A 26426-nucleotide genomic window follows, 5' to 3' on the forward strand; every position below is an offset into this window, starting at 1 on the left:
CTCTCTTCCGTTTTCTCGTCAAGTCTCTCGGTTCGATATGAGATTGAACCTCTCTCACGGCAGGTGCTTCTATGGCCGGTGCGGCGAACATCACCGACAAGGAGGGTCTGCGATGAAATCGAAGGACATGATGCTGGACGTTTCCAGCGCGGCGGCGATTGGCGAGAAGACAGAGATCGCGGCCAGCCTGCATCTGCCCGACAATTGGGCCAAGAGCGGCAAGCACCTGATTTTCGCCATTCATGGCGGAGGCTATTCGCGTATCTACTGGAATCCGCCTTTTGCCGACGAAAGCTATAGCTTCGCGCGCTGGTTCACCGATCGCAGCAAGGCTGTGCTCGCCATCGACATGTTGGGCATGGGTGACAGCACGAAACCGGAACCCGAAAGCAAGCTGAGCCGCGCGATTATCGCGAATGCCCATGCCGCTGCGCTGGCCTTGGTCGTGGATGAGCTGGGGCCAGACATCAGCGTAACTGGCATGGGCCATTCGATGGGCGGCATGATGATCATATCGCAGGCCGCCATGCATCCCGTTTTCGACCGGGTTGCCGTCCTGGGCTGGGCCAATGAACCGATGGTGCTAGGCGATACCGACATGGGAAAGCTTCGTGCTGGCCTTATTCCCAGCGGCTACCTCGCCACGCCGCGTGAACCCATGCGCAAGCTGTTTTACTGGCCGGATGTACCGCATGCGCAGGTGGAGGCGGATGAAGCGCACGCTTCTTCCACACCCGCAACACTGGGCCGCGCCGCGCTTACGCCTGGCGTCGTACACGAAGAGGCTGCGGCGATTACCGTACCTGTGCTCGTGGTACAAAGCGCGATCGACACCAGCCCCGATCCCTCGCGAGAGACCGCCTATTTCAAGGCAGCGGCTTCAACCGAACTGCAGATCGTGGACAATGCGGCGCACTGCCAGAATTTCGCCGGTTCACGGCGCAGCCACTGGGCCGATCTGAACGACTGGATCGACCGCAACTGATTGTGCGGGGACTGGCTTCCTACGCTGTTCTAACCCCGCCTTGCGCCTAGCCCTCGCCCATTTCCTTGAGCGCCACATCATTGTCGCCCAGTAGCGTGGGGTCGATCACCGCATGGCGCTCGACCAGCTTCTTGCCCTGCACGTAATCCTTGACCTTGTTCACGCAGTCGAGCGCCACGATTTTGCCGTCGCGCAGATAGACGATGGAAAAGCTGCGGCTCTCGGGCTCGCCGCGCACGACGATCTGGTCGAAACCCGTCGACAGCCCCACCGTCTGCAGCTTCAGATCATACTGGTTCGACCAGAACCACGGCGTCGCCTTGTAGCGCTGCTTGTCGCCGCAGATCGCCATGGCCGCCGTCTTGGCCATGTCGTTCGCGTTCTGCACCGATTCCAGCCGGATAACGGCCCCGTCGGCGTAATCATTGGCATGCGCAGCGCAGTCGCCGATGGCATAGACGTCGTCCAGCGAGGTGCGGCAATATTCATCGACGTCCACGCCATTCGCGCCGGTCGCGCCCGCCACGATCAGCGGGCCGATGCAGGGAACGATGCCGATGCCCACGATCACCATATCGGCCTCGATCTCGCTGCCGTCGGACAGGCGGACGCCGGTGACTTTCTCGCCATCGCCCAGAATGCAGTCGACGCCGGTTTCCAGCATGATGTTCACGCCGTGGTCGCGGTGTTCCTTCTCGTAAAAGCGCGACAAGGTCTCACCCGCAACGCGCGCCAGCACGCGGTCGAGCATTTCGACCAGCACAACCTCGATGTCCAGCTTGCGTAGCACGGCTGCCGCTTCCAGCCCAATATAGCCGCCGCCGATCACCACGCAGCGTTTCGCGCCCGCGTCGATCTCCGCCATCATCCGGTCCACATCTGCGCGGGTTCGCACCGAGTGGACGCCAGCGAGTTCGGCACCCGAACAGGACAGCCGCCGCGCATCGCCGCCTGCTGCCCAAATCAGGTGGCCATATGCCATTTCCTCGCCATTGCTGAGCTTTACCGTCTTGGCCCGCGCATCGATCTCGGTCACGCTGGTGCCGAGCTGGAGGTCGATGTCCTTTTCGCCCCAGAACTGCGGCGGGCGGATGTAAAGCCGCTCGAATTCCTTGTCGCGGGCCAGATACTCCTTGGACAGGGGCGGACGCTCATAGGGCGGCTCTTTCTCGCGCCCGATCATGGCGATCGAACCCTCAAAACCGGCCTGCCTAAGAGCGAGAGCGGCGGCGGCTCCGCCATGACCTGCGCCCACGATGATGACGTCTGCTTGCTTCACACTTAACTCCGACAAGTCTTTGAACGCGATTCAAACTTTCCCGATCAGCTCCGGCACCGCTTTATACAAATCAGCAACCAGCCCGATGTCTGCGACCTGGAATATGGGGGCGTCCTCGTCCTTGTTGATGGCGATGATGGTCTTGGAGTCCTTCATGCCCGCAAGGTGCTGGATCGCGCCCGATATGCCGATGGCGATATAGACTTCGGGCGCGACGATCTTGCCGGTCTGCCCGACCTGGTAGTCGTTGGGGACATAGCCCGCGTCGACTGCGGCCCGGCTCGCGCCCACGCCTGCGCCGAGCTTGTCGGCGAGCGGCATGATGACGCTCTCGAAGGTCTCCGCATCCTTCAATGCGCGGCCGCCCGAGACGATGATCTTCGCGCTGGTCAGTTCGGGACGCTCGGACTTGGCCAGTTCGGCAGAAACGAAGCTGGACTTGCCCGCATCGCCGGTGGAGGCGACGGCTTCGAACGCGGCGTTGCCGCCGGTGGGTTCCGCCTTGTCGAAGGCGGTGCCGCGCACGGTGATGACCAGCTTTGCGTCAGTGCTCTCGACGGTGGCAATGGCGTTGCCCGCATAGATCGGGCGGGTGAAGCTCTTCTCGCTCTCGACCGACACGATATCGCTGATCTGCATCACATCGAGCAGGGCCGCGACGCGCGGCGCGATGTTCTTGCCGGTGGTGGTGGCGGGGAACAGCACCGCGTCATGGGTTTCCATCAGCCCTTGGATCAGCGGCGCGACATTCTCGGCCAGCTGGTGTTCATAGGCAGCATCGTCAGCGACATGGACCTTGCCCACGCCTGCGATCTTGGCGGCGGCTTCGGCAACAGCGCCGCAGGCAGCGCCCGCGACCAGCAGGTGCACTTCGCCCAGCTTCGAGGCCGCGGTCACCGTGGCCAGCGTCGCATCGCCCAGATGGCTATTGTCGTGATCGACATAAACAAGCGTCTTCATCTTACGATTCCTTTGTGGCTTCGCCTTCGCATCCGCTCAGGCGACGCCCATTGCTTTGAGTTTGGCGACCAGCTCGTCGACATCGGCGACCTTCACGCCAGCCTGACGCACCGGCGGTTCGGACACGTTCAGCGTCTTGAGGCGCGGCGCGATATCGACGCCGTAATCAGCCGGAGTCTTGGTCTCGAGCGGCTTCTTCTTCGCCTTCATGATGTTGGGCAGGCTCGCATAGCGCGGCTCGTTCAAACGCAGATCCGTCGTGATGATCGCAGGCGTGGACAGCCGCACCGTCTCGAGCCCGCCGTCGACTTCGCGCGTTACCTTCACGTGGTCGCCGTCCATCTCGACCTTCGATGCGAACGTGCCCTGCGGCAGGTCCATCAGCGCGGCCAGCATCTGGCCGGTCTGGTTGCTGTCGTCGTCGATCGCCTGCTTGCCCAGGATGATCAGGCCGGGCTCGACCTCTGCCGCCACGGCCTTGAGGATCTTGGCCGCCGCCAGCGGCTCGACCTCCTCATCCGTCTCGACCAGCACCGCGCTATCCGCGCCCATCGCCAGCGCCGTGCGCAGCGTTTCCTGCGCCTTGGCAGGGCCGATGCTGACCGCGATAATCTCTTCGACCTTGCCCGCTTCCTTCAGACGGATCGCCTCTTCCACCGCGATCTCGTCGAACGGGTTCATGCTCATCTTCACATTCGCAAGATCAACACCCGACCCATCCGCCTTCACGCGCGGCTTCACATTGTAATCAATCACCCGCTTTACGGGCACTAGCGCTTTCATGGTTTGGTTTCCTTGTTCTAAAACTTCGCGAGCAGGGCTCCGCCTTCCAGCGGGCGATCAATGTTTTCCGTCACAGCCCGCATCAGCGCGGGCGTACGAGAAAATCGTGGTGCGGGCCCCAGCCTGCCGTGAGCTGTCGAACCTCACCCGCACCGACGTTACAGGGATGGTACTCACCTTCCATCACCCTCGATCATCGCGATTTCCCCGGCAATCGATCGCGCTGCCAGCCAATAGCAGAGGATCGCCAGCAAAAGGAAAAGGCCCAGCAAAAGAAGTGCCTGTTGCAAGCCCGTACCCGCCGCCTCTTCGCAGATTGTCGACGCGCTTGCGCCGCCGCCAAGACACTCCTGCGCATATCGCGTGCCATATCGGGCGGTTGCCAATAAATCGCTCATATAGCCCAGAAACGCCGAGCCGAGGCCTAACCCGAAGACGGTCTGCCCGAATGCATGGATGGCAGCGGCAGTGGCCCGCATCCGCGGCTCTACCAGTCTTTGCGTCACGGTCATGATCGTGGGCAGAAAGGCATAGAGGCAGAAGGTCGAGCCGAACAGTAGCACCGCCATGATGCGCCACTCGTCCTGATAGATCGCAGCAAGGAAAAGCGGCATGGCCAGCATCGTCGCCAGCATCGGCAGATATCCATACCGCCGATGGGCCCCTGCCGCGAACCGGTCGGCAATCAGCCCGCCCGTCACTCCGCCCAAAGCGGTGGCGGCGCTGAAGGTGAATGCGAACGTCAAGGCCGCCTCTGCAAGGTTGAAACCGAAGCGGCGCACGAGGAGCGGGATGAGGAAAAGATTTAGGCCGAACCCTACCAGGGCGACCATGCCGCTGCCCAGGGTGAATGCCACGAATGCGCGTGATCGGCCCACGCGGCGAATGACCGCCCCAAATGGCGGCGCGCCCTGCCCGGCGTTGAGCCTGACCGGCTCCCGGATCGTCAGCCAGAGAAGCAGTGCCAGCAACAGGCCCGGGGCGCCCGCTGCGACGAATGCCCACCGCCAGCCATAGGTTTGCGCGATCCAGCCCCCGCCAAGAACGCCGATCGCGCCGCCGACGGACACGCCCACCGCAATCGTCGAGAAAACCGTCGCGCGGCGTTCAGGGGGAAAGCGGTCTGCAATCAAGGAGACGACCGGCGGAGTGAACCCTGCCTCACCGATACCCACACCCATGCGCGCCAGCAACAATTGGACATAGCCTGTGGCCGCGCCGGATAGCATCGTCATCAACGACCAGAGTGCAGTCGCGGCCGCGACGATGCCGATGCGATTGACCCGCTCGGCAAGGCGCGCGATCGGAATGCCAATGCCGCCATAGAACAGCGCAAAGGCCGCGCCGCCCATGATGCCGAGTTGGAAATCGCTGAGCCCGAATTCCTGCCGGATCGGCTCTCCGACCACGGCAATGATCATACGGTCGATGAAGTTGAAGGCGTAGATCGTGGCCAGAAGGCCGATAAACCACCAGTCCCGACCTGAGAAACGTCTCACAGCACCGCTTCCTGTCGCAACCGGGCCATCTGGGCGATGACATGGATGGCCACCATGCACATTGCCATCGTGGCGGCACCAGCGATCCAAATCATGACCGGCGACCAGGCGGAATTGAGCGCCAGCGATACAGGAGCGGTAGTGGAGCCGAGCGTCGCGGCATAGGTAAAACTGGGCAGGATCAGCAGCCACAGCCGCTTGATGCCGCCAAGGTACGGCACCAGCTTTGCCAGTGCGGCACCCAGAACGAACCCGCCCGTGGCATCGCAGAACGAGAACCAGATGGGCGAGCCGAAGAGATGGAACGGCTGGTTTCCGTAGAATGCACTCAATTCCATCCACTCGCATATCGATACGGCGAGCCAGTCGACCGCCGCGGTCGCGAAGAAAAGCTTCCAGACACTGGCGACGGGCGCCCCGCGTTCGATTACGCGCCATACCAGATAGGCCGATCCTCCGAAGAACCATGCATAGCCTAGCGGTACATACCAGGGGATGGTCCGTTCATAGCCGCGGAAGAATGCCAGCGGGTTTTCCGCAGGATACCAATAGAGCAGCGTGTTATCGTAGATCGGCTCGATCATCACGGCCGAAAGCGCGGTTCCGGCGAAAACAAGGGGCAGGACCCAGCCCCGTTTGGGCCGTTCGGAGCCGAGCGCCCACCACGCCAGGATCGCGGCAAGGATGACACAGGTGCCGATCAGAAATATGGCACCCGCCGGTTCAGGGGCCGGCATCACCGGCATGGGTGTAATCGTCGATTCCATGAAAAGCCTCTCCCGCCTTGTGCAAACAGGATGTCGGCGCGAAAAACTCTCGCAACCTGTCCTGCGACAGGTTGTGAAACCCGCACTTCCATTGCTTATGCTGGCTGAAAAGGAGAACCCATGGCTGGACGGCTGGAAAACAGGATTGCAATCGTGACGGGTGCCGCAGGCGGTATCGGTGCGGCGTCCGCAAGGCGGCTCGCGCAAGAAGGCGCAAAAGTGGTGCTTGGCGATATCGATGTCGAAGCGGCGGCGGTCGCAGCGCAGGATATTCCAGGCGCAACATCTCTGCCGCTGGACCTGACCGACGAGAATTCAATTCGCGCATTCGCCGAACAGGTTACCGCGGATCTTGGCCGTATCGATATTTTGCACAACAATGCCGCCATTCAGAATGATGCACAGCGGCAGGCCGATCTCGATGTCCTGAACCTCGACGTGGTCGCTTGGGACCGCGCGATGGCGGTCAATGTGCGGGGCGCGATGCTGATGAGCAAATATGTCCTGCCCGGCATGATCGAGCATGGACGTGGATCGATCATTCACAGCGCATCGGGCTTTGGCGTGCAGGGCGAGGCGACGCTGACTGCCTATGGCTCGTCCAAGGCCGCGCTGATCCAGCTCAATCGCATGATCGCGACCCAGTATGGCAAGCTGGGCGTGCGTTCGAACTGCATGGTGATCGGCTTTGTCCTGACACCGCTTGCGCAGGAATCGACGCCGCCGATGGTGAAGGACATCCTGCTTTCACACCATCTTACCCCGCGGCTTGGCCAGCCCGAGGATGTGGCCAATCTCGTGGCATTTTTAGCCAGCGACGAGAGCGAATTCATTACCGGTGCCGCAATTCCGGTCGATGGCGGCGTCACCGCGCATCAGCCAAGCTATGCCGACTTTCAGAAGATGTTCGCGGAAATGGGTGGCGGCAAGCTTTAACCGGCCAGTTCGGCCAGCCGGTCCATGCCGCGCACGGGGTCCGTCTGCCCATCCCATCCGGCATGGGCCTTTTCCATCAGCGCCAGACTGCCCAGCATGGCTTCGGACATTTCCATCAGCTCGGTATAATAGCCGTGCGATGCAAAAGTATCGAACAGGCAGAAACGCTCTCCCGATAGCATCGTGCCGCTATAGGCGACCTTGAAGCCTGCTGCCGACAGGCGCGCATGGGCGGTGTCATAGTCGGCGCGCGGCATGATGTGATGCAATCCTTCGCCCCGTGCCTGCAGGAAATCGCGGAAGGGTGAGGCGCCATCGTTGGTCTGCTGGAGCAGTTCGATCAGGACGCCGCCGGAAAATCCGAACCCCACCCGCATCGAAACCTCGGTCGGTTCTCCGTAATATTGCTGGCCGGGCATGACCGGCACGTCGATTACGAAGAATGGCCCCGCACCCAGGTCGCGTGTCCAGTGCTCCAGCGCGGCATCGATGTCCCTGACGACATGGCACAATTCGACGATCGATCCTTCAGGCTGCATCGCTCCATCCCTCCATGCTGGTGCGCCGTGCAAAATCATGCGCGCGCGTAGCGATCTGCGCCCTGCGACCGGCAAGGTCGATCGTGGGCACCCTGGCCGGAATATTCCCGACCGTCGTCAGCCGCACCTCGCGGATCATCTGCCCCAGATCGACATCTGCCGGCACGCCCTGCCACCGTGTCAGCATCCAGCCTTCATGCAGCCCGCAGGTATCGATCCAGTTCGCGACGCCGGGATCGGCCAGCGCAATCGCATAGGTCACCGTCCCATCGGCATTGGGCACCACCTGCCCCTTGTTGAGGCTGGCAAGCCGCAGCATCGGATCGGGCGCGATGGTCCACGGATCGGTGATCTGGAAGCCGGTGTAATAGCTGCCCGCTGGGTCGAGCGTGACCAGCAGCGCTTCGTCATCCTTCAGCGCGAACCGTCCGCCTGCTAGATAACCCCAATTGCCGTCGCGCCCGTTAGGGCCGACCAGCCCGTTGGGCGCGGGAAAGCCGAGGAAGCTGTCCTTGAAACCGCGCCAGAAGCGCACCCATGCGGGCATGGCGGCGACGATTGCGGCGGCGATCTCGTCCTCGCTGCGCGGCGACCAGTCGGGCGGCAGGTCGAGACGGGTGACAGAGACTTCTGCAGGCAACTGGTTCCAGTCGCACTGGCTGTCGCGCGTGTAGATCTGGATGCGGCCGGGACGGGATTGCAGGTGAAGCGGCCCGCCCGCTTGCGGCCCCACGGTTACCGAGACGCGGCGGTCGCGATCGCAATGCGGCAGCAGGTCCTGCAACGTCAGTGCACCGATATTATCGCCCAGCCCGGCGTGATGTTCCGGCTCCATCTCGATCACTACGCTGAATTGCGGTGGGTCGGCGGAAAAGCGCAGGTCGATGCGATAGCTCCCTTCCCCGTCGATCGGGATTTCGCGATTGAAATTATCGGGATTGTCCACCGCGACCGCCGCACCGTGATAGACATGGCCGAACCATCGCCTCGGGGGATTGGACACGTTCCAGGTAACGACCGGCGACGCCGTATCGCCATTCGCTTCGCGCATGGCCAGCGCCAGAACCCATTGATCCAGCGCCCGGTCCAGACCCAGATTGCCGTCCGTCGAGCGGGCGGCAGGATCGTTCAGCATGTCGCGCCGCGCCGCTTCGCGCGCCGCCCTGACGTCAGGGCGTTCGATCAGGCGGAGCGCCAGAATTTCCGCGCGCTCCTGCTCTTGGGTGTAGAGCGGATTAGTCATGAGATGGTGCCCACGCGGCCGCCTTCGACGAACACGGTGCTGCCGGTGGTATAGCTCGATGCATCGCTGGCCAGCAGGATAGCGGCGCCAACCGCCTCGTCCGCCGCGCCGAACCGCTTGATGGCGTTACGCTCTGCAAGGCCCAGCCCCTTGTGGATATCGGCCTCCTGCCCGTCCGGGCTCATCGAACCGACGCACAGCGCGTTGACGCGCGTGTGCGGCGCCAGCGCCTTGGCCAGTGATCTGGTCAGGAAGGACAGCGCCGCCTTGCTGACGCCATAGGCGACTGCCGGTGGAATTGGCGTGAAGCCCCCGCAACTCTGGACTGAGATGATTGCGCCCTTGCCGTGGGCCTCCATCTCGGCGGTGGTCATCTCCGCAAGGCGCCAGGTGGCCATGACGTTCACGTCAATCGCGGTCTTCCACACCTCGTCGGTATTCGCCCAGAGGCCGCCGTCTTGGGCATAGACCACGCCTGCCGCCGCATTATTGAAGATGATGTAGATCGGTCCGAACGCATCGCGCGCCTTTGCGACCAGATTGACGAGGTCTTCGCGCTTGCCCGCATCGGTGGCCACGGCCAGTGCCCGTCCGCCGTCCGCCGCGTTGATCTCTGCCGCGATCCGGTCCAGCCTGTCCTGCGAACGTGCGGAGATGACGACATTGGCGCCAAGTTCGGCGTAGGCCTTCGCAACATGCTCGCCCACGCCGGGGCCGACGCCGGTCAGGATGGCGGTTTTTCCGTCGAGGCGAAAGCGATCGAGTACGCTCATGATGGTCTCTCCAGAAGATGGCCGAAGCGGTCGTAATATTCCGTCATGCGGGCGCGCACTTCCGCCACGTCTATTTCGTATTGTTCGGGCGTATGCTTGTGCTTGCCCATGCGCTTGGCGGCAGGATTGTCGGCCAGGAACCGGTCGATCCGGGCGGCATGTTCGTCGGAAAAGCGCAGGCCGAAACGGTCGTAGATGCGCCGGATCGTCCCTTTCGGGTCGGCCACCACATCCTTGTGCGCCAGATCGATGATCCGCTCGTCGATCTTGGGGTCCGCACGCGCGGACAGGGCGCGGTTCATGCCCGCGATCCACGTTTCCACCACGTCGCGCCCGATGGCGGCCTTGTCCTTGTCGCCGCCGAACGCCGCGAGGAACCCGGCAATGAAGCTTGAGAGCGATGAGAATGTCAGCGCAGGATCCCGGTGCGTCCATACCAGCATCGCGCCCGGATAGGCCTCCAGCAGCGCAGGCAGGTCGAACAGATGCTGCGGCGATTTCAGCGTCCAGCGCCCTTGCGGCCCCTTCCACTGGAAGTTCTGCAGCAGCCGCTTGTGCGATACATACTGGCCGGGCACCTCATTCGTGCGCAGCCAGTCGGCATAGTCGGGCACGCCCAGTTCCGCGGGGAAATTGGTGCTGGCAAAGTGATATTGCATCCCGTGATTGCATTCGCCCGGCTGGGTGCAATCGAACCGCTGAATGTCGAGCAGTTGCGGCGCATGCTTAAGCCATTTGTCGTACATGGCGGTGACCTGCGCAATGCGCGGATCGCTGTCGAACGTCGCTGCCTCGGTCGGCGGCCATGGTAAATACCATTCCCATTCGCGCGGTGCCCGGGCTTCTGGGTCAAGGCACAAGAGGTCATAGGTGATAGTGGTTCCGGTGCGCGGAAGGCCGATCACGATCAGCGGATCGCCGACATCCTGCTGCGCGATTTCCGGATGGTTGCGATCATCCTCAACAAACCGAAGCCGCGTGGAAAGCTGGCCTACGATATTATGGGTCGCCAGACGGCGCAGCTGGTCGTTCGGGCCCATCGCCTCCACCGCCGCGACCAGTCTTTCGAACCCTTCGCGCCACCCCGTATCCGGCCCGAAGTCGGTCAGCCCCGTGGCATCGCGAGCGGCGGTTTCCAGTCCGGCTACGCTCAGCGGTTCGGTCATGACAATTGCTGTTCCATCATGGCCAGCAGGTCGGCGTAATGCGGCTGATGGGACAGGCCCCCTCCCGAAATCGAGATGTTCTCGCCGGTGATATAGCGACTTTCGTCCGAAGCGAGAAAGGCGACCAGCGCGGCGATATCGTCCGACGTGCCGAATTCCGGCGTCAGTATGTGGCGCTGGATCACTTCCTTAAGGCCCGGGACCGTGGCCTCAAGCGCTGGCGTCAGGACAACGCCGGGCGAGATCGAATTGCAGCGGATGTTCTGCTTGCCGTATTGGGTGGCGACATATTTCGACAGCGTGATGATGCCGCCTTTCGACGCGCCATAGGCGACCCGGGCAAGGTCGCCCGCGATACCGCTGTTGGACGCGGTATTGACGATCGATCCGCCGCCGCGCGCGATCATGTGCGGGATCGTATATTTGCAGCCCAGCAGATAGCCGCGCAGGTTGATGTCGATGATCTCGTCCCAGATCTCGATCGGAATATCGACCGGCGTGGTGTCCAGCGGATGCTTCGCCGGATCGGTCATGGCGGCATTGTTGTGAAGGATATCGATCCCGCCGAAATGATCGGCCCCAGCGGTCACCATCGCTTCGATGGATGCCGGATCGGATGCGTCGAACTGCACTGCAAGCGCGGCATTGCCCAGCGGCTGCGCGGCCGCCCTTGCGCTATCCTCGAACAGGTCGGCGATGACGACCCGCCCGCCTTCATCCACGATCCGCCGGGCGACAGCCGAACCGATACCGCCGCCGCCGCCCGTGACGATGGCGACCTTGCCCTCAAGCCTGCGCATCCCGCTATCCTCTCGTAAAGCTTTTATTGAATTCGACGAATCCGATCAGCCGCTGCCTGCGGTCGGCCTCTACCTGCGGAAGCTTTTCGGCGCCGGGACCGTCGGGGATGATCTGCACCGGTTCCCCGGCCAGCAATCCGGCCAGCGCGTTATTGGTCACGTCGGCAGGATCGAATGCACGTGATGTGTCGAAATCTGCAGGAACAATTCGCAGCAATGTCGGAGTGCGCATGATCGGGGCGGCAATGCCGATCACGTCGATGCCCCGTTCGTGATATTCTGCCCAGAGCGACTCTGCGAAATTGATCTCAAACGCCTTGGTGGCAGCATACATCACCAGATTGGGCTGACCGCCCAGCCCCGCGCCCGACGCCATTACGATAATGCCGCCCTTGCCCCGCTTCAGGAAGCGCTTGCCGAAACCGTTGGCGGCATCGATCAGAGTCGTGATGTTCATCCGGACCAGACGATGTGCTGCTTCGGTACTGTCTTCGAAAAAGGCCGAAAAACCGTCCGCACCGGCGTTTGAAATATACAGCCCGATGTCCAGGTCCGACGCGGCCTCGACAATCTTCGATCCCGCCTGGTCTTCGGTCAGGTCCTGCGCGCAGGCCCGGTATCCGATCCCGAATTCCGCTGCCAGGTCCCTGCCTAGCCCTTCAAGCGCTTCCTGCCTGCGGGAGACCAGCACAAGATTCATGCCCATGGCGGCCAGTTGCCGCGCATAGCATTCCCCGGTTCCTTCGGATGCCCCTGCAATAACGGCCCAAGGGCCGTAGCGTTCGAGGAAGGCGGTTTTGTCGATCGGACGTTGCGGAAGGTCGCGCATGGCGTCTCAGCCCCCGTTCATTTCGGCGAAGCGGGCCTTGGCGGCCTCGATCCCGCGGATCAGCGCGGTGCAATTCCCGGCACCGGCATAGAAAAGCAGGAAATGGGGGATCAGCGCCAGCTCCTCCTCGGTAAATTCATCGTTCGCCAGTGCACCCATCATCTGGATCTCGATCAGGTCCTGTCTGCCCAGCATGGTCGTGGCGCCAAGCACCATGAGGCGTTTTTCCCTGATGGAGAGGGCATCATCGGCCCACAGATTGCCGAACTGGTTCTCGACGATCTCGCGGTTGAAGCGGTCGTTCTCCCGCCCCTTCATCATCGCTGAAAAGCCCTCGCCATAGACGGCGTCGAAGACTTTCAGTCCATTTTCCCAGGCATTGTCGCTCATTGTCATTCCTCGTTTGTCTGGTGGCGTCGCTCAGGCGATCGGCTGGCCTTTGGGGTATTCCAGGCCAGAGGTGGAATCGGCGTTATCGCGGATCAGCTCGATCATCGGCAGCCGCACGCCAAATCTCGCCGCCTCTTCGATGGCGACTTCAAGATCCTTGATCATCAGTCCCTTGAAGTAATTGCGCAGACCGTATTCCTGTTCGTTTCCTGCAGGATCAGGGCGCACCATCATGGCAAGCGCGCCTTCCAATCCGCCTCCCGAATTCGGATCGCCCGACAGGGCCATGCGCAGCTGGTCCAGATCGACGCCATAGTTCCGCGCGATCACAGCGCCTTCGTAACCGGCACGCATGCAGCCGAAATAGGTGGCGTTGCGGGCGATCTTTGCGGCCATGCCGGCGCCCGGGCCGCCCATGTGAATGACCTGTCCGGCAAATCCGTCGAAAATGGGCTTTGCCTTCGCCATGTCCTCGTCAGAACCACCCGCAAGACAGATAAGGCCATTTTCACCCGATTTCGGGCCGTTAGTCACCCCGCAGTCGATCAGGGTCACGCCCGCTTCGGCGCACAGCTTTTGCGCGGTTTCCAGTTCCATCATCGAAATGGTGGACAACAGGATCACCGTCTGCCCGGCCTTTTTGGCCGCGAGCACGCCGTCGGGCCCCGACAGCACGGCGATCGTCTGTGCGCCATTCAGAACGGCGATCAGCACGCAATCCGACGCTGCCGCCAGGTCCCTCGGTGTCGCCGACATCGGGGGCGCTCCGGGAATTTTTTCTGCTGCTTTGGCAACCACGTCATAGATAGCGGAAAGCTGGCCGGATCGCTGGAGGCATTGCGCAACCCCGCCGCCAATGCCGCCAAGGCCGATTACACCACCGCTCTTCATCATTGTTCTCCTTGAATTGTCTCGGCGTGGTCGCGGATCACGAAAAGGCGCCGCAGCTCAGATTGTGTTGCTTCTTCCAGCCCCGCATCCGCCAGATAGTGCGGTACAGTCTTGTGACTGTTCTCGATCCGCTCCCACGCAGCCTGCAGATATTCGTTTCGGACGCCTATCAGCGCATCCACCTGTTCGGCGCTTGGCATGAAACCGAAGCTGGCCCGGATATCGCTTTCCAGCGTCCCGCCGCGCCGAAGATTCTGGCCGAACACAACGGACCGATGATAGTCCCGCATGATTTCGTCCCGCGATGCCCCCAGCATTTCCAGCAGGATGGCGACCGCGACGCCCGTGCGATCCTTGCCCGCAGTGCAGTTCACTATTGCCGGCTTGCCCTCCAGCAGGCAATCGCCCACGGTTTTCCAATGCGGCGCAAGTGCATCGGGAATTTCCCGGTATGTCTCGCTCATGATGTCGATGGCCAGCCGCTCATCACCGCCAAGGCTCAGCCTTTCGCGTCCATCGTTTCCGAAAACGCGCAGGTCGGCATTCACGTCCAGTCCCAGCCAGCGGCAGTTCGCGTCCTGCCAATCATGCGGATGCGTCTCTCGCTCCTGCCTAGAGCGCAGGTCGAAGATATATCCGATCCCCAGCGATTTGAGCTGTGCATGATGTTGCGGCAACAGATTGGCCGGACCTTCGGCGCGAAAGAGTGCCCCGCCGCGAACGGCACCGCCATCCGTGCGTATACCGCCCAGGTCGCGGAAATTGAGATTAGCCAGATCCATCGTCACGGCGCCGGATAGACCGGAATGGCCGCAGCCATCTGTTCATACATGGCCGGGTCGAACCAGACATGTTCCAGATAATGGCCCAGTGTCGCCCGTTCGTCGGTATAGGCATAGCGCATCACATCGCCCAGCTCTCCGCGCCACACCACGGGATGCGTCGCCGGATCGAGCGAAGCCATATAGGCTTCGAAATCGCTCAGATCGCCGTCGATCCGCAAGGCCGCGTGATGAAAACGCATGGCAAAGCTGCCGTCCGTGGGTAGCACCTCTGCATGAAGCGGCGCCTGTCCGGGCAAAGGCTCGATAAGTTCGATCTCGACCCCGCCCACATTGGCCAGCGCGATTTTCATCCGGTACTCTGGCGAGGAGACCAGTCCGGGCGCATCGTTTTCGAACACGTGAAAGCGGGAAACGCCAAATTCGTCGCGCCAGATGGCCATCCCGCGATCGAGATCGCTGGTCACATAGGCGTTCTGGCTATGCCTTGCCCCGGGCCGTGAAAACATGATCTGCGCTCCTAGTTGTTGATCATTTTCCCGCCGTCGACCACCAGCGTATCGCCGGTGTGATAGCGGGACAGATCGCTGGCGAGATAAACCGCCGCGCCCCACAGATCGTCGGGCATTCCCGCGCGGCCGAGCGGGGCACGGGCCGCTACGCCATCGGCGATCATCTGGCCGATCTCGGGGTCCTTCATGGTCATTTCGGTGATGATGAAACCGGGCGCGATCACGTTGCAGCGAATGCCATGGGGGCCCAGTTCCGCGGCCAGCCCCTTCGCCAGCCCCGCAAGAGCGCCCTTGGCCGCACCGTAATGCACCAGCGTCGGCACGCCCTGGAAAATCGATCCGCTGCCGCACAGGATCATGGAGCCGCCGGGATCGCCCGTCTCGGCGCGGGCCACCATGTGCCTGGCCACTTCGCGCAAGGTGAACACCACGCCGTGCTGGTTGACGTTCATCAACGCGTTATAGCTATCGGCATCCATGTCGATAAACGGGACCGGATTGGCAATGCCCGCATTGGCGACCACCGTGTCGATCCGGCCCATCGCCTCAAGCGCATCGGCTACGCCGGCCACGATCTGCGCTTCGTCGGTGACGTCCACTTCGGCGGAATGCACCTTGACGCCAAAGGTTCGCAGCTTTTCTGCCGCCTTGTCGTTGGCATCCTTGCGCCTTCCCCAGATGACGAGATCGCTGCCCGCACGCGCCATCCCTTCGGCAAAGGCAAAGCCAAGGCCTGAATTGGCGCCCGTAACCAGCGCTACTTTCCCGGTCAGGTCGAACAAGTTTTCCGTCATGTCGCCAGCATCCTCTCCGCGACCGACCTAACTGCTGTTGCCGGATGCGCCGCATATCTTTCGGTAGGGCAAAGTTCCGGTCGTCCCGCTTTTACGGATGCGCAAACGCGGGCATTCACAAGGGAGAGCGATTATGGCGCAGAAGCAAAACGGCCCGGTTTTTAGAGTTGGCGACATGCGCGCTCCCGTGCTCGACGAGGCGCAAAAGGCTGCGCTGAAAGCCGCTGCACAAGTCAACTTCGACTTTTCGTCGAAAGCGATCCTCGAAGCCGCGAAGGCCCAAACCGGCCTGAGCGACTTTGGCGAGATGGACTTCGTCGAAAGGCTGGATTTGTGGTGCGAATGCGTGGAGGAAGACGAATTCCTCTCGCCGGTGGGCCGCGCCGGTCTGTGGCCGATGTTTGTGCGCTACGCCGCGACCCGCCTGCGGGTAGAGGACCTGTGCAAACGCCACCCCGAAATCCTCGACATCGAAATCGACCGCCCGATTATCGTCGGCGGCCCGCCGCGTTCGGGCACCACCCATCTACTAGGCCTGCTCTCTGCCGACACGCGGCTTCGCTCGCTCCCCTGGTGGGAAGCCATCGCGCCCGTCCCGACCGCCGAGGACGCACCGACGGAAAGCGATCCCAATCCCCGCTGGACCAAGGCGCAGGCCGGGTGGGAACAGCAGGACGCGGTCCTGCCGATGATGCGCTACATGCACGAATTCTCGCCCGATCATATCAGCGAGGATATCGAACTGCAGGCCCTCGATTTCTCATCCTACCTGATCGAATGGCTGGCCTATGTTCCAAGGTGGCGCGACTATTACCTCAGCCACGACCAGAGCGGCACCTATGCCTATCTGAAGAAGGGGCTGCAGGTTCTGACCTTCCTGAAGGGGCCGAATCGCTGGGTGATCAAATGCCCTCAGCACATGGAACAGCTCCCCGTTCTGTACAGAACCTTTCCGGACGCGACCTTCGTGATCACGCACCGCGATCCGGTGGGTTCGATCCGCTCGACACTGTCGATGGCGCTTTATGCTTCGCGCGTGCTCCGCACGAAAAGCGACCCGGAGGAGCCCAAGGGCTATTGGATCGACCGGTACAAGACGCTGTTGTCGCGCTGCGTGCGCGATCGCGATTGCCTGCCGGAAGACCAGGCGATCGACGTCTATTTCCACGAATGGATCAAGAACCCCGACCCGATCCTAAGGCAGATCTATGCCAAGGCGGACCTGCCGCTCGACGAGGATACCTTGCAAGCCCTGCACCAGTATCACCGGGATCACGATCCAACCGTCAACGGCAAGGTGAAATTCGACCTTGAAGGCGATTTTGGCCTGACGGCCGGGGATATCCGCCAGCATTTCCAGTTTTATTTCGACCGCTTCCCGGTCGAAGTCGAAGTCAGATAATCTACGTAACGGAGTAAGAAATGCCGAAAATCAATGTGATCGACCGCTCGGGTGGCCGCAAGGAAGTCGAAGCCGAAAACGGGCTTACCCTGATGGAGATCATCCGTGACGAGGGTTTCGATGAACTCCTGGCCTTGTGCGGGGGCTGTTGCTCCTGCGCGACCTGCCATGTTTTTGTGGAGCCATCCTATGCAGGCAAGCTGCCAGAGATGAGCGAAGACGAAAGCGATCTTCTCGACAGTTCGGATCACCGCAACGAGACGTCTCGCCTGTCATGCCAGATCGAGATGACTGACGCGCTCGACGGAGTGACCGTGACCATCGCGCCGGAGGACTGAGAATGGCCGATGCGCAATCCGAAGTGCTGGCCTTCTTCGAAGAGTGGAAGCCGACGCTGGGCCATATGGTCGCGTCGATGGAGCGTCGCTTCACCGATCGGACAGTCTGGGAAAATGTCGGCATATCGAAAACAACCGGCTTTGCCGAAGCAAAGGCCTTCATGGACGGCTTTGCGCAGATGTATCCGATCGAAACCGGCGAGGTGATCGTTCACCACATTGCGTCAAACGAGAACATCGTTCTGACCGAACGGACCGATAATTTTCGGGACAAGGACGGCAACCTGCTCATCTCAATAAAGCTGATGGGAATTATCGAAATGAACGGCGACAAGATCGTTTCGTGGCGGGATTACTTCGATACGGTCAAGGGATTCGGTTAGTGTTCGCCGGCAAAAAGATCTGGACGCAATTGCCGGTCCTTCCGGCAGACGAACTCGTGCCGCTGGTCCGCCAATGGGAAGCGGCTGGCATTGAGGGGGTCTGGGTCCCGCAGATCTTCGGTCTCCCTTTCGTCACCCTTGCGGCAGCCGCGGCCGTCACCAGCAGGATAAAGCTAGGCAGCGGCATCGCGCTGGCCTTCACGCGTAGTCCGCTGGAGACGGCATGCAGCGTCATCGATCTGGACCACATCAGTGGTGGCCGTGCGGTACTGGGATTGGGTTCAAGCGCGCAAAGCCAGATCGAAGGCAGCTTCGGCATGCCTTATGGCAAGCCGTTGGCGCATATGCGCGAAATTGTGGAACAGGTGCGGGCGGTCATCGCCAGGGGCCACACCGGCGAATTAAAGGTGCTTCCCGGCGAATATGCAACGCTTGACCTGTCGCATTTCCGGCTGACGGCGCCAGCACGGCGCCCTGACATCCCCGTCTATCTGCCCGCAATTTTCGAAAAGGCGTGCGAGCAGGCCGGAGAGATCGCCGAAGGACTGCTGGGCCATCCGTTGTGGACGACCCGCTGGATCGAGGAAAAGGTCGCCCCGCACTTGCAGGCAGGTCTCGACAGGGCCGGACGGGAGCGGTCGGCTTTCGATCTGAACCTGATGATATTTACCGTCATCAACGACGATCGCGATGCGGCCATTGCGGATGCCCGCGCGAATATCGCGTTTTATACGCAGTCGCCCCAGTACCTGCGCTATTTCAAGGCTATCGGATTCGAGAAGGAAGCAGCGGCGATTCAGGATGCGTTTGCCCGGCAGGACTTTGCCGCGATGGAGGCGGCCTGCCCCGACGAAATGGTCAGCGCCATCACGATTCTGGGTTCGGCGGAAGAGGTGAAGGCGCAGGTGATCGAACGGGCATGCTTTGCCGATTCGATCACGCCCGTCGTGCCGCAATTCGGGATGGATGAAGCCAAGGCCGCCATTTATCGGGACCGCATCGCCGATCTCTTCTTCCCGGCGCCAAGCTGATCCCGCGCGGATTATCGAGTCTTAGGCGCTGAACAAACCTGCCAGAAAAAACCGCGCCATCGCATCGGCCCGGTCCTCGGGCGACGGATTGGCGGCGCCATCACCAGGCGAATCGGGCAGAAGCCGGTCATGCATCGGGGCAAGCGCGAAATAGGATCCGACCCCGTGAACGAGCAGCGCCAATAATGCACCGGAATCGATCGGGCGCAGCGCCGTGCCCGATCCTACCTGTTCCAGAAGGTCCTGAAGGCGGCGCTGGAACGGCAGGGTGAAGCTTTCCGTCATATAGTCGAGCCGCCAGCTCGGCTCGCGCCCTTCAAGGTGGCTCATGGCCACAATGTCCGAATTGATGATCGCCCAGCGGCAAAACCGATGAATCAGGTCCCGCAACTGTTCTTCCGGAGGGTGCGACGGGTCGAAGGCCAGTTCAACCTCGCGGGCGGCTTCCTTGAGCCGCCAGTCGACCGAAGCCTTCCATAACTGCGACTTCTTGCCAAATCGCACATTGAGCAAATTGTGGCTGACGCCCAGTTCGCGGGCCATCGCGCGCATTGTCGCGGCTCCATAGCCATGCGTGGCGAACATGGCGAAGGCGGTCCGTAGCAGCGATGCCTCGTCAACCGATTCACCGGCATCTGCGCGTGGACGCCCCCGGCTCCTCTCACCCCTGCGGGTAAGATGGCCTTTCATTTGGCCCGTTCCCCGTTCCGCTGCCCTGCCATCTCGAGAGGTCGCGGTTGAATTTACATTGGCTGCATCCATCGGCATAGATTGACAATTAAATTGTCATGCGTCAATTTAATTGCATAACGCGTACTGGGAGATGCGAGTCGAGTATGACCGAGGCAGTCTGGTGGGCCGTTGCCCGCTCCGAAGAGATCAGCGCGGACAAACCGCACAACGTCGATATCGGCGACCAACCGGTCGTCCTTTGGCGCGACGACAAGAAGGTCGTGCGCGCGCTTGAAGATCGCTGCCCGCATCGCCGGGCGCCCCTGTCGCTGGGTTGCATCCTTGGCAATGGCGCGATCCAGTGCGGATACCACGGCTGGACTTATGACGGGGCAAGCGGGCGACTGATCGACATTCCCAATCTGAAAAGCGATCGCAAATTCCCTCCTGTATACAAGGCAAGGCCATTCGCCGTTCACGAGGATGCGGGCTTTGTACGGGTCTGTCTGGACGCCAAGGCCGCTGCCCCCGCACCTGACGATCGCGTCTTGCCGCTTTCGGGCACATCGATCGTGGCGCTGGATCACGAACACTGGATCGCCGCGTTGTTCGACGATCCTTCGCTGGTGCTGTCGATCAAGGGGGTGCGCTTTTCACCCTATCTGCTGACCGAGTTGTCCGAACAGCAAGGCAAGCTGGTGCTGGAACGATCATGCCAATGGGCATCGCCGCACTGGCCCGCGCCCTTCACGTCCGATTTCCCGATCAGCCTGCGCATCGCCACCGATCCGGTAACCGGCGAGACGGACCTGACCCTGCTTGACGACGAGTTCACGGCCCTGTTCCGCGCGGTTCTGGCGCCCGTTCAGGCCGCGCGCGGCGTTACGCAGGTGCGTTGGCGCGCCTCCCTGTCCTCCGGACGCCACCATCTGATGGCAAAGGCCATGGGCATCGGCACGCCGTTCAGGGTTTTCGACCATGTCGACGGAGCGGCGCTGCGCGTCCTCAAGCCGTCGGCGTCCATCCACGCCTCGGACCTGCGCGAAAGCATTGCCGGGCGCCAATCCGGATCGCCCTCCACGCAGGAAGCCGCTGCCTGACCGCAGCCCAACTGAGAACAAGGAACAGATCATGCTCGACGTTCAAGACAATCCGGCTCCCGAGGTTTATGACGATCCGATCGCGGCCGATCCGCGCCAGTTCGCGGCCAAGGTCAATTCCTGGCTGCCGCACGATATCATGCTGACCGATGCATGGTTTCCGCTGGCCCACAGCTTCGCTGTCGCCAAGAAACCCATTCGGCGCGCGGTCTATTCGCACGCCTATTTCATCTGGCGAAAGCCCGACGGCAGCGTCGTGGCCGCGGAAACGCACCCGAATGACCAGCTTGCCGCGAGGAAGAGCGAATATACCGACGAGGCCGGTCACTATCCGGTGATCGAGAAGTACGGCTATGTCTGGGGCTGGCTCGGCAAGCCGGAAAATGCCGCGCCCGAACATATTCCCAGCATTCCCTATCTGCCAGAGGACGGCGGCCTGCCGCTGCACATGCTGGGCACCGTGCGGTTCGATTGCTGCGCGCCACTCAGCCTCGAAAACCTGATCGACCTTACCCATGCCGACTTCATCCACGCCGACGTCGTGGGCGACGAGAAGATGGACAAGGAAACGGTCGAGGTGTTCCACGACAGCGAGACCATCACCATGGTGCGGACCTGCGTGAACAAGTCCGTCGCGCCGATCATGAAAATCTTTGGCGGCGTGCGCGACGATGTGCAGCAGGTACGGCAGGTTATCCGCATCTACCTTCGCAGCCATGCCGCGATCGCCTATGGCCGTTTCAGCCCGGGCGACAATGTCCAGTTGTTCCACCCCTGCGTTCCGGAAACGCGCGACCGGACCCGGCTGGATTATGCAATGAACACGTCGAACGTGAAAAAGACCAATCTTTTCCGCTATATGATGCCCAAGGCGAGCTACAAGGTTTCGCGGCAGGACAGTTCCATGACCTCGCCGCAGAGCCCACGTTACATGCGGCCAGAAAAGCGCAAGGATTTGCATTCGCCGCTGGACGAAGCGGGCCAGAAATATCGCGTGCTGATGCTGGCACTGGCCGAAAGACAGGCGCGCGGCGATTTTACCTATCGCGATAATGTCAGCTCTGATTGCAGCGACATTATAGGATATGAAAAAGCATGACCACACTGACCAATGCGACGGGGGGTGAGCGCAAGTGGTGGGGCGTGATGCCCGTTTTGCCCGCTCCGGTGATGGGCGGCATGGCAAAACAGATGGAGCAGGTGGGATTCGAAGGGGTCTTTTCGCTTCAGATCTATGGCGCGCCCTTTGTGCCCATGGCCGCCGTCGCGGCGATGACCGATACGCTGAAGGTTTCGACCGGCATTGCGGTTGCGGGAACCCGCAGTCCGGTTGAAACCGCCTATTGCGCGATCGAATGCGACACGATCAGCCAGGGTCGTTTCGTCCTTGGTCTGGGCACCTCGCTGCACAGCGCGCTTGAGGGGATCTATGGCGAGCCGCACCGCAAGCTGCTGACCCACCTGCGCGAAGTGGTGAAGATCGTGCGCTATGTGAACGCGAACAGCCACAAGGACATGGAACCGCTGCACGGCGAGTATTACGATCTGGAATGGACGGAAAAAATGATGACCGCGCCCCCGGTGCGCGAGAATATTCCGATCTGGATCGCCGCGCTCAAGGACAAGCTGACCAGCATGTCGCTGGAAATCGCCGACGGGTTGATGGTCCATGCGCTTTGGACCGTCGACTATACGGTTCAGAAGAACGATTTCATCCATTCGGAACTGGCCCGCTTCGGCCGCAAACGCGCGGATGTCGAAATCAATGCATGGCCATGGGTCGCCATCAATGACGACAAGCAGCAGGCGATCGACGACAGCCGTGCCACCGTGGCGGGTTATGCCGGTTACAAGGAATACGAAGACTTTTTCAATTCCATCGGTTTTGGCGATCTCGCACGCGATTGCCAGCTGGCCGCTGGCGAACATGGCGACGTTTCGGGCGTGATCGACAAGGTCAGCGACGAAATGGTGCAGGCCTTCGTGAAATGCGGGCCGGTCGACGAAGTGCTCGAAGAACTGGAACCCTTCTGGGGCGTGGTGGATTCGCTCTGCCCGATGACGCCCTATCGCAATCTCACCATGGAACAGCTGACCAAGTATAATGAGGGCCTGTTCGCGATGGTGGCCGAGGCGAAACGCCGCGAAAAGTAGAACCGGCAGGCGGGGCGGCAAAGCCCCACCCCGCCTTTCCCGGCTTTAGCCGACAGCCTGGCCGGCTTTGGCGGCCAGCTCCGTGCTGATGTCCCACAAGCGTGCGGCGCCTTGCTCGCTCTGCGCAGCGACCGACAATCCGGCGGGCTTGCGCTTGGAGAAATACTGGCCGGTCGCATCTGGCGCCCCGCCCCTTGCAAGCCAGAGTATTGTATCCGCGCCCTGTTCAGGCGTCAGCGAGAACGGTTTTGCGAAGAAATACATCAGCTTGACGCAAGATTGCCGTGACTGTCGAAGTTGGCTTGCACGACGCCGGGATGCACGCATGCTTGACCCGCTTCGCCATTTCCCGCGTGAACAAGATATTGGCGAGCTTGGACTGAGTATAGGCATCGCTGGCGCTGAATGACTGCACCTGCTGCAGATCGTCCCACTTCATGTCCTTGATGAATTTGAACGCGACCGATGCGGTCGTGACCACATGTGATCCGGGTGCCGCCGCCTTCAGTAAGAGCAGCAGGCGGTCGGTCAGCAGGAAAACGGCAAGGTGATTGGCGGCAAAGGTCTGTTCAAATCCGTCGGCGGTTTCCACCCGCCTCGACGGCGTGGCGCCTGCATTGTTCACCAACAGGTCGATGCGGTCGGTCGATGCTGCGACCTGCGATGCGAACGCGTCCACTTTGTCCATGATCGACAAGTCGGCTCTCAGCATGTTGACCTGCGCCCCGGGCGCGGCAGAGCGGATTTCCGCAAGCGCGGCTTCACAGCGCGCGGGATGACGGCCTTGCGCGATCACACGCCAGCCGTCGCGCGCCAGTTCACGCGCGACGACCAGGCCAATGCCCGAGCTTGCTCCGGTTACGACTGCTGTTTTGATGCCGTGATACTCCTGCCTGCGATAAAGCCGGTCACCAGTGCCGGACCGACATTGCATCCATGCGCCGGAGACTTGCCCTGCCAGATCGAATTGGCATCCAGCCCGGCGGCCCAGAGGCCCGGGATCGGCTGACCGCTCTCATCCTTGACGCGGCATTGCGCGTCGATCTTCACGCCAACGGTCGTCGATCCGTCACCGGGGAAGATCTGGACCGCGTAATATGGCCCCGCGCCGATCGGCCCAAAGCATGGATTGGGCTTGTGAGCGGGATCGCCGATTTCCTGGTCGATCAGCGTGTCGCCCTTGCCGAATTCGCTGTCGCGCCCGGTTTTCGCATCGGCATCGACCCGCGCGGCGGTTGCTTCCAGCGCCTTGGGATCGACCCCAATCCGGGCGGCCAGTTCGGCCAGTGTATTGCCCTTTTTCATATAGCCGGACGCAACGAGTTCCTTCATCTTGCTGCCCCCCGGAAGTGACAGGCCCATGCCGTATTTCTTGACGTTCTTCGCGTTCGAGATGATCCAGGCGGGCACATTGCCGGTCGCGTGCATGTCCTCGACAAAATGGACCCCGGCTTCGTTGCCAAAGCGTTTGCCGTCCTTGCCCACGGCGACGCAGCCGGGCTTCGACATGTCGATCAGATGCGCGTAGCGTTCGACATAGCCATCATCGCGCGTCCGCTTTGATACCACGGCCCAGACCGCATTGGCATGGTTGTCGGTGCCCAGAACGGCTCCCGAAGCAGTCGCCGCATTTATGCCGTCTCCGGTATTATGATACGGCAGGATGGAAACATGCTGCTCGGCATAGGGCAGATATGCCTTGCGCATCTGTTCGTTGGCGGAAAAACCGCCAGCCGCCAGAACGACGCCCTTGTCGGCCGAAATCTCGGCTTGCTTGCCGTCTATGGTCGCGACGACGCCCGTGACCCTGCCGCGATCGGTAAGCAGTCTTTCGACCGGTGCGCTGGCGTAGAGGTCCACCCCCGCGTCCAGCACCGAACGGTAAAGCCTGCCCATCAGCGCATTGCCCATCGTCAAGCGTGAGCCGCGTCCCAGCTTCTTCTTGTCGAAAGCAAAACGAACGGCGATCTTGGCCATGTACCACAACGCACCGGGTTGCGGCAGTTTGGCGATATAGGGCAGGTCGAACAAATCGATCATCATCCCGCCGGGCGCGTTGAATTCCTCGCGCGGCTTAGACAGATTGTCGAAATCTGAGCCGAGCTGCTTGGCATCATATTCGGCCGGAGCGAGCAACCGCCCCTCGTGCATCGCGCCCTCGACCTCGGGGTACCAGTCGCTTGACGGGGGCGAGAGGAGGAAATGGACCGAACTATTGGCCTCAAGCCATTTCACCATTTCCGGACCGGTTTCGATATAGGCCTCGATCAGCTCGCGCTCTGCCCGGTTGCCGACGACGGCAAGCGAGTAATCCAGCGCCTTCTGCCTGCTGTCGTCCACCCCCGCCGCAACGGCCTGCGGGCTTTCGGGTATCCAGACCCCGCCACCGGAAATGGCCGTTGTCCCGCCGAAATGCGGCGCCTTTTCCAGCACGGCCACCTTGCAACCCGCTTTTGCGGCGACCAGCGCTGCCGTCAGCCCCGCACCGCCGGAACCCATCACCACGACGTCGTACTGCATCGAATTTCCCTTCACGCACACATGATCGATCGCATGGCCTTGTCGTCGATCCCCAACTGGCCCGCGCAATCGAGCCCGTCCCAATATTCCCGCCACCAGACGATCCGGCCGGCATCATCCAGATCGAACACGCCGACGACATGGGTTGTGGTTTCCCGTCCGTCCTTCAGCTGCCGGCACGTGTCGACCCGTTCCGTAAAAACGGTCGATCCCGCAGCGGCGACATTGCGAATATCGCAGGCGCATTCGTCATACAGTTCGTATTGTCGCTCCAGCTCTTCGCAAATGGCGTCCGCGCCATGCCTTAGCGGAGCGATCGGCACGACCGGCTGATACCGGGCATCGTCAGCCAGCATCGAGCGTACTGCCCCCACATCCAGCTTGCGGGTGTGGAACAAGGACAGGAATTGCCGGACGACGGTTTCGGCGTTCATGCTGCACCTTCCTGCGCGCCGAAAAAGGCGGCGACCTTGCCGGTATCGAAATACTCGCGTCCGTGGACGATCAAACCATCCTTGATCACGAATAGATCGTGATATTCATTGGCATAGACTCGGTCGCCGAAATGCATTTCCGACCGCACCTCTGCCGCAACCGTGTCGCCTTCCGCGACCATGCCCACGATGCGAACCTTGCGGTACGAAGCGGTCAGCAGCATGCCCTTGACCGCGTCGGTATAGGCTTCCCGCGATATTTCGCCCGATCCGATCATCCACCACGTGCATTCTGGCGCCTGCAATTGCTCGATTACTTCAAGCTCGCCGGTTTCGACCGCGCCGAGGAAGCGGCGCACGATATCCTTGTTCTGTTCGTTCTGAGTCATTTCGGTCTCTCCCCGTCGCCGCTTCATCCCCCTGCCCGTCCCGTCCCGCCCCTTTCCTTGGACAGGTTGCTCCAT

At 61.5% G+C, this 26426-nt stretch carries 31 protein-coding genes; 9 read left to right on the forward strand and 22 right to left on the reverse strand.

The window, feature by feature from the left end; translation table 11 throughout:
• The first annotated feature begins 112 nt into the window (after window positions 1-112).
• Window positions 113-985 carry an alpha/beta hydrolase gene (locus tag LOZ74_RS12295; protein ID WP_230291460.1) on the forward strand — a complete coding sequence of 291 codons (873 nt, stop codon included), beginning with the start codon at window positions 113-115 and terminating at the stop codon, window positions 983-985.
• A gap of 46 nt (window positions 986-1031) precedes the next feature.
• Here LOZ74_RS12295 and LOZ74_RS12300 read toward each other — a convergent pair whose 3' ends face one another.
• The 5 genes from LOZ74_RS12300 to LOZ74_RS12320 all read right to left on the reverse strand — a co-directional run bounded on the left by LOZ74_RS12300 (window position 1032) and on the right by LOZ74_RS12320 (window position 6273).
• Window positions 1032-2264 carry an NAD(P)/FAD-dependent oxidoreductase gene (locus tag LOZ74_RS12300; RefSeq protein ID WP_230280599.1) on the reverse strand — a complete coding sequence of 411 codons (1233 nt, stop codon included), beginning with the start codon at window positions 2262-2264 and terminating at the stop codon, window positions 1032-1034.
• Between the two features lie 30 nt (window positions 2265-2294).
• The gene (locus tag LOZ74_RS12305; protein WP_230291461.1) at window positions 2295-3224 is read right to left on the reverse strand and encodes an electron transfer flavoprotein subunit alpha/FixB family protein; all 930 of its coding nucleotides are present in this window, start codon (window positions 3222-3224) and stop codon (window positions 2295-2297) included.
• Window positions 3225-3260: 36 nt separating this feature from the next.
• Window positions 3261-4007, reverse strand: a complete 747-nt coding sequence (locus LOZ74_RS12310) for an electron transfer flavoprotein subunit beta/FixA family protein (protein ID WP_230291462.1) — start codon at window positions 4005-4007, stop codon at window positions 3261-3263.
• Window positions 4008-4180: 173 nt separating this feature from the next.
• Window positions 4181-5506 carry an MFS transporter gene (locus LOZ74_RS12315; RefSeq protein ID WP_230280596.1) on the reverse strand — a complete coding sequence of 442 codons (1326 nt, stop codon included), beginning with the start codon at window positions 5504-5506 and terminating at the stop codon, window positions 4181-4183.
• On the reverse strand, window positions 5503-6273 hold the full coding sequence (locus LOZ74_RS12320) for a hypothetical protein (RefSeq protein ID WP_230280595.1): 771 nt from the start codon (window positions 6271-6273) through the stop codon (window positions 5503-5505). Before LOZ74_RS12320 ends, LOZ74_RS12315 begins: the two co-directional genes overlap by 4 nt.
• Window positions 6274-6393: 120 nt before the next feature.
• Between LOZ74_RS12320 and LOZ74_RS12325 the strand changes: the two genes are divergently transcribed.
• Window positions 6394-7209: an SDR family NAD(P)-dependent oxidoreductase gene (locus LOZ74_RS12325; protein WP_230280594.1), complete on the forward strand. Its 816-nt coding sequence runs from the start codon at window positions 6394-6396 to the stop codon at window positions 7207-7209.
• Here LOZ74_RS12325 and LOZ74_RS12330 read toward each other — a convergent pair.
• Genes LOZ74_RS12330 through LOZ74_RS12380 form a run of 11 tightly spaced genes read right to left on the reverse strand, consistent with a single transcriptional unit; the run spans window position 7206 to window position 15928 of the window.
• The gene (locus LOZ74_RS12330) at window positions 7206-7748 is read right to left on the reverse strand and encodes a VOC family protein (protein ID WP_230280593.1); all 543 of its coding nucleotides are present in this window, start codon (window positions 7746-7748) and stop codon (window positions 7206-7208) included. The two genes, LOZ74_RS12325 and LOZ74_RS12330, sit on opposite strands and share 4 nt — an antisense overlap.
• Window positions 7738-8991 (reverse strand): hypothetical protein, encoded by a 1254-nt coding sequence (locus LOZ74_RS12335; protein WP_230280592.1) that lies wholly within the window; start codon window positions 8989-8991, stop codon window positions 7738-7740. The genes LOZ74_RS12330 and LOZ74_RS12335 overlap by 11 nt, the downstream gene beginning before the upstream one ends.
• Complete coding sequence (locus LOZ74_RS12340; RefSeq protein WP_230280591.1) at window positions 8988-9764, reverse strand: SDR family NAD(P)-dependent oxidoreductase; 777 nt, start codon at window positions 9762-9764, stop codon at window positions 8988-8990. Before LOZ74_RS12340 ends, LOZ74_RS12335 begins: the two co-directional genes overlap by 4 nt.
• The gene (locus LOZ74_RS12345; protein WP_230280590.1) at window positions 9761-10930 is read right to left on the reverse strand and encodes a sulfotransferase; all 1170 of its coding nucleotides are present in this window, start codon (window positions 10928-10930) and stop codon (window positions 9761-9763) included. Before LOZ74_RS12345 ends, LOZ74_RS12340 begins: the two co-directional genes overlap by 4 nt.
• A complete protein-coding gene (locus tag LOZ74_RS12350; RefSeq protein ID WP_230280589.1) occupies window positions 10927-11730 on the reverse strand; it encodes an SDR family NAD(P)-dependent oxidoreductase in 804 nt (267 codons plus the stop codon). The genes LOZ74_RS12345 and LOZ74_RS12350 overlap by 4 nt, the downstream gene beginning before the upstream one ends.
• 4 nt (window positions 11731-11734) lie before the next feature.
• Complete coding sequence (locus LOZ74_RS12355) at window positions 11735-12559, reverse strand: SDR family oxidoreductase (RefSeq protein ID WP_230280588.1); 825 nt, start codon at window positions 12557-12559, stop codon at window positions 11735-11737.
• A gap of 6 nt (window positions 12560-12565) precedes the next feature.
• The gene (locus tag LOZ74_RS12360; protein ID WP_230280587.1) at window positions 12566-12949 is read right to left on the reverse strand and encodes a carboxymuconolactone decarboxylase family protein; all 384 of its coding nucleotides are present in this window, start codon (window positions 12947-12949) and stop codon (window positions 12566-12568) included.
• Between the two features lie 30 nt (window positions 12950-12979).
• Window positions 12980-13843, reverse strand: a complete 864-nt coding sequence (locus LOZ74_RS12365) for an NAD(P)-dependent oxidoreductase (protein ID WP_230291463.1) — start codon at window positions 13841-13843, stop codon at window positions 12980-12982.
• The gene (locus LOZ74_RS12370) at window positions 13840-14622 is read right to left on the reverse strand and encodes a tyrosine-protein phosphatase (RefSeq protein ID WP_230280585.1); all 783 of its coding nucleotides are present in this window, start codon (window positions 14620-14622) and stop codon (window positions 13840-13842) included. The genes LOZ74_RS12365 and LOZ74_RS12370 overlap by 4 nt, the downstream gene beginning before the upstream one ends.
• Before the next feature lie 2 nt (window positions 14623-14624).
• Window positions 14625-15131: a VOC family protein gene (locus LOZ74_RS12375; RefSeq protein ID WP_230280584.1), complete on the reverse strand. Its 507-nt coding sequence runs from the start codon at window positions 15129-15131 to the stop codon at window positions 14625-14627.
• An 11-nt stretch (window positions 15132-15142) separates the two neighbouring features.
• Window positions 15143-15928, reverse strand: a complete 786-nt coding sequence (locus tag LOZ74_RS12380; RefSeq protein ID WP_230291464.1) for an SDR family NAD(P)-dependent oxidoreductase — start codon at window positions 15926-15928, stop codon at window positions 15143-15145.
• Between the two features lie 175 nt (window positions 15929-16103).
• Between LOZ74_RS12380 and LOZ74_RS12385 the strand changes: the two genes are divergently transcribed.
• The 4 genes from LOZ74_RS12385 to LOZ74_RS12400 are packed head-to-tail and all read left to right on the forward strand — an operon-like array spanning window position 16104 to window position 19082.
• Window positions 16104-17330 (forward strand): sulfotransferase, encoded by a 1227-nt coding sequence (locus LOZ74_RS12385; protein ID WP_230291465.1) that lies wholly within the window; start codon window positions 16104-16106, stop codon window positions 17328-17330.
• A 20-nt stretch (window positions 17331-17350) separates the two neighbouring features.
• On the forward strand, window positions 17351-17668 hold the full coding sequence (locus LOZ74_RS12390; protein ID WP_230280581.1) for a 2Fe-2S iron-sulfur cluster-binding protein: 318 nt from the start codon (window positions 17351-17353) through the stop codon (window positions 17666-17668).
• Between the two features lie 2 nt (window positions 17669-17670).
• Window positions 17671-18051, forward strand: a complete 381-nt coding sequence (locus tag LOZ74_RS12395; RefSeq protein WP_230280580.1) for a limonene-1,2-epoxide hydrolase family protein — start codon at window positions 17671-17673, stop codon at window positions 18049-18051.
• Window positions 18051-19082 carry an LLM class flavin-dependent oxidoreductase gene (locus tag LOZ74_RS12400; RefSeq protein WP_230280579.1) on the forward strand — a complete coding sequence of 344 codons (1032 nt, stop codon included), beginning with the start codon at window positions 18051-18053 and terminating at the stop codon, window positions 19080-19082. The genes LOZ74_RS12395 and LOZ74_RS12400 overlap by 1 nt, the downstream gene beginning before the upstream one ends.
• Window positions 19083-19103: 21 nt before the next feature.
• Here the strand turns inward: LOZ74_RS12400 and LOZ74_RS12405 are convergent, their stop codons facing one another.
• Window positions 19104-19772, reverse strand: coding sequence for a TetR/AcrR family transcriptional regulator (locus LOZ74_RS12405; RefSeq protein ID WP_230291466.1), 669 nt, complete (start codon window positions 19770-19772; stop codon window positions 19104-19106).
• 146 nt (window positions 19773-19918) lie between these two features.
• Between LOZ74_RS12405 and LOZ74_RS12410 the strand changes: the two genes are divergently transcribed.
• Genes LOZ74_RS12410 through LOZ74_RS12420 form a run of 3 tightly spaced genes read left to right on the forward strand, consistent with a single transcriptional unit; the run spans window position 19919 to window position 23008 of the window.
• The gene (locus LOZ74_RS12410) at window positions 19919-20854 is read left to right on the forward strand and encodes a Rieske (2Fe-2S) protein (RefSeq protein WP_230280577.1); all 936 of its coding nucleotides are present in this window, start codon (window positions 19919-19921) and stop codon (window positions 20852-20854) included.
• Between the two features lie 31 nt (window positions 20855-20885).
• Window positions 20886-21953 (forward strand): oxygenase, encoded by a 1068-nt coding sequence (locus LOZ74_RS12415; RefSeq protein WP_230280576.1) that lies wholly within the window; start codon window positions 20886-20888, stop codon window positions 21951-21953.
• Window positions 21950-23008, forward strand: coding sequence for an LLM class flavin-dependent oxidoreductase (locus tag LOZ74_RS12420; RefSeq protein WP_230280575.1), 1059 nt, complete (start codon window positions 21950-21952; stop codon window positions 23006-23008). Before LOZ74_RS12415 ends, LOZ74_RS12420 begins: the two co-directional genes overlap by 4 nt.
• Before the next feature lie 45 nt (window positions 23009-23053).
• On the opposite strand, the gene LOZ74_RS12425 is transcribed toward LOZ74_RS12420, so the two are convergent.
• From LOZ74_RS12425 to LOZ74_RS12445, 5 genes are read right to left on the reverse strand one after another with little or no spacing between them, the layout of a single operon-like run.
• Window positions 23054-23272, reverse strand: a complete 219-nt coding sequence (locus LOZ74_RS12425; RefSeq protein ID WP_230280574.1) for a hypothetical protein — start codon at window positions 23270-23272, stop codon at window positions 23054-23056.
• On the reverse strand, window positions 23235-23942 hold the full coding sequence (locus tag LOZ74_RS12430; protein ID WP_230291467.1) for an SDR family NAD(P)-dependent oxidoreductase: 708 nt from the start codon (window positions 23940-23942) through the stop codon (window positions 23235-23237). Before LOZ74_RS12430 ends, LOZ74_RS12425 begins: the two co-directional genes overlap by 38 nt.
• Window positions 23867-25528, reverse strand: coding sequence for an FAD-dependent oxidoreductase (locus LOZ74_RS12435; protein ID WP_230280572.1), 1662 nt, complete (start codon window positions 25526-25528; stop codon window positions 23867-23869). Before LOZ74_RS12435 ends, LOZ74_RS12430 begins: the two co-directional genes overlap by 76 nt.
• 11 nt (window positions 25529-25539) lie before the next feature.
• Window positions 25540-25962, reverse strand: coding sequence for a limonene-1,2-epoxide hydrolase family protein (locus LOZ74_RS12440; RefSeq protein WP_230291468.1), 423 nt, complete (start codon window positions 25960-25962; stop codon window positions 25540-25542).
• Window positions 25959-26351 carry a nuclear transport factor 2 family protein gene (locus LOZ74_RS12445; protein WP_230291469.1) on the reverse strand — a complete coding sequence of 131 codons (393 nt, stop codon included), beginning with the start codon at window positions 26349-26351 and terminating at the stop codon, window positions 25959-25961. The genes LOZ74_RS12440 and LOZ74_RS12445 overlap by 4 nt, the downstream gene beginning before the upstream one ends.
• Window positions 26352-26426 lie beyond the last annotated feature (75 nt).

The sequence above is a fragment of the Croceicoccus sp. Ery5 genome (assembly GCF_020985325.1).
GTDB lineage: Bacteria > Pseudomonadota > Alphaproteobacteria > Sphingomonadales > Sphingomonadaceae > Croceicoccus.